Origin of the sequence: uncultured Boseongicola sp. (genome assembly GCF_937988555.1) — a bacterium.
Classification (GTDB): domain Bacteria; phylum Pseudomonadota; class Alphaproteobacteria; order Rhodobacterales; family Rhodobacteraceae; genus Boseongicola.
In genome coordinates this window covers 1-2,776 of record NZ_CALJXO010000392.1, presented here as the reverse complement: position 1 = coordinate 2,776, position 2,776 = coordinate 1, and the positions used below count along the sequence as shown (strand labels likewise).

2 protein-coding genes are annotated in these 2,776 nt (G+C 50.0%); one reads left to right on the top strand and one right to left on the bottom strand.

Annotated elements, in window-relative coordinates; all coding sequences use genetic code 11:
- Positions 1–162 precede the first annotated feature (162 nt).
- Complete coding sequence (locus Q1B15_RS23125; RefSeq protein WP_299758559.1) at positions 163–1,674, bottom strand: sugar ABC transporter ATP-binding protein; 1,512 nt, start codon at positions 1,672–1,674, stop codon at positions 163–165.
- A 463-nt stretch (positions 1,675–2,137) separates the two neighbouring features.
- Between Q1B15_RS23125 and Q1B15_RS23120 the strand changes: the two genes are divergently transcribed.
- Positions 2,138–2,587 (top strand): hypothetical protein, encoded by a 450-nt coding sequence (locus tag Q1B15_RS23120; protein WP_299758557.1) that lies wholly within the window; start codon positions 2,138–2,140, stop codon positions 2,585–2,587.
- Positions 2,588–2,776 lie beyond the last annotated feature (189 nt).

The following is a 2,776-nucleotide window of genomic DNA, read 5'->3' as shown; positions in this document are numbered from 1 at the left end:
AGAACATTGAGCAGGTTTCGTTGAGTAAGGAACGTATCAGTCCAAACTGTAGCGACAATAAATAGGATCAGAAAAATTCCAAAAGTGCTGTACTTCTCGATGAACTCGGCGCGATTGAATGGACGGCCTTTTTCTACATCTGTAGCGGAATCTAATGGCGTATTAGTCATGGCTTTCTCCATCTTTTTCAAGCGCTCCAGATGCCATTGCAAGATGCAAAAGGTTCTCTTCGGAGTAGTCAGCCGGCTTTAGTTCACCGCGTAATTCGCCATTGCCCATAACCAGCACGCGATCGCATATTCCAAACAACTCTTGATGTTCGGACGAAATGACCAGGACAGCCCTGCCATCTTCGGCCATTTTATTTATGAGCCCATAGATCTCGGATTTTGCACCTACGTCCACTCCGCGCGTTGGCTCATCAAATATGATCACATCACCGCCAGCAAAAACCCACTTTGCAAGAACGACTTTCTGTTGATTTCCGCCCGATAAAGTACTGACTGCGTCGTCGATGTGTCCACATTTGAGAGTAAGCTTTCTGGCCAGTTCGGCAACCTCGCGGCCTTCTTTGCGTCGCTTGATAAACCCAAACCCGTTGGTGATTTTACCGATCCCAGCCATCGTAGAATTAACGCTGATTGGAAAGTCGATCACTACACCTTCGCCTTTGCGGTCCTCTGGCAAGAGGCTAACGCCGGCTTGAACTGCATCGTGAGGGGATTTCAATTTTAACGGTTTACCGTTCAGGAAAATTTCCCCGGAATCTTTAGGGTCGGCCCCAAAGATCATTTTTGCAGTTTCAGTTCTTCCAGACCCAACGAGGCCTCCGAGGCCAACAATTTCACCAGATCTTACTGAAAGGCTCACATTCATTACTTCTCGGCCGCGATTAAGACTTTCGACGCGCAGAACTTCGTCACCGATCTTTGTTGGCTTCTTCTCCGGAAACATCGTTTCCATGGGTCTTCCCACCATCATTCGGATAATCTTATTCATATCCGTGTCTTTGACATTTACCGTCCCGACTGTTTCGCCGTCCTTCAGTATAGTCATGCGGTCTGCGACGTCGAATACCTCGTCTAGTCTGTGGGAGATGTAGACGACTCCGACACCATTCATACGCAACTGAAGCATTATCTCATGTAGACGTTCGGCATCTTTTCCCGACAGTACAGCTGTGGGTTCATCAAAGACGATTATCCTTGCTTCCTTCGAAAGGGCTTTTGCGATTTCGACGATTTGCTGCAATGCTATGGGTAAATTGCCCACAGGTTCCTTGGGCCTTATGTCAAAACCTAACCGATTCAGGACCTCACCCGCAGAGTTGTTGAGGGCTGACCATGAAATGATTGGTGGCAGATTTCCGAGATAGATATTTTCTGCAACTGACAAGTCTGGCGCAAGGGCAAGTTCTTGGTGTATCACCTGAATGCCGACTGCTTTTGCATCAGCGGGCCCGCGGAAATCTGCGGGCTGACCGGCAACAACAATTGAACCCGCGTTGGGGATGATGTCGCCACCGAGGACTTTCATCAAAGTTGATTTGCCTGCGCCGTTTTCGCCAAGGAGCGCGTGTATTTCGCCGGGCTCAATATCGAAATCGACACCTTTTAGCGCCTTTACGCCGCCGTAGAACTTCTTGATTCCACGAAGCTCAACTAATGCGGTCATCTCTGTGCCCCAACCATGCATCCAATCCAAAGGACCGATGCTTCACCTAAAGCTTGGCCCAGGACCAAAATCGTAGAGAGAAATCGACACAATAACAAGAAATATATTGCATAAATGAAAGATTAATGCAAAAAATTGCATAAATATATAGATAAATCGTTTTGATAATGATTTTAATCACCAACGAGCAGTTCGTTTGGTGTGGGATGCAGCGGTCAGTAAGCCCGGGCGATCAATGCGAAGATGGTCGTGTGAAGGCATTGTATTTGAGTTCTGAAAACATACCTCTGAGTTAAGCAAGTCTACTTGAATCTAAGCTTAATCCCTCAATTATCAGACGTTGTTCGGCGTGCTTTATGGGCCGTGCGGGTATCGCATAAAACAATAGCTGTCAGGCCGAGGGCCTGATCAAAGAAGGACCCTGACCACGCCGCAATCCAGCATCAAGAACCGCAAGTTTGTTTTGGCCGAACGCCCCAAAGGCGCACCCGACGACAAAACCCTACGTCTGGAAACTGGGGATCTGCCGACCCTGAGGGAGGGTGAGATGTTGCTGCGCAACGAATACCTTTCGCTTGATCCATACATGCGGGGACGGACGAGCGACGCACCCTCCTATGCTGCTCCGGTGGAAATCGGAGCGGTCATGGTTGGCGGCACAGTCGCAGAGGTTGTGAGCTCGGGTGTGGACGGATTTGAAACGGGTGACTGGGTCGTTGCGTTTGGCGGTTGGCAGGACTATGCGCTGTCCGACGGCACCGGCGTGATCAACATGGGCAAGAACCCTCAGAATTCCTCGTGGGCACTTGGTGTGCTCGGCATGCCGGGGCTAACTGCCTGGGCCGGACTGACGCAGATTGGAGAACCCAAAGCGGGTGAACCCTTGCGGTCGCCGGAGCCAGCGGCCCCGTAGGCGCCACGGTTGGACAGATCGGTAAAATCCTTGGGTTACGCAAGGAAGGACCAGATATCGGGAGGAAATGACTACGGGTCTGGAACAAGCCCCGGCGGCATTTGTTGGCCTTCTGAAAGGCGAAGCTTTCGGCAATCGCGTTGTTAAGCTGAACGACTAATAACAATTAACAAGAGGCTATATTCTGAT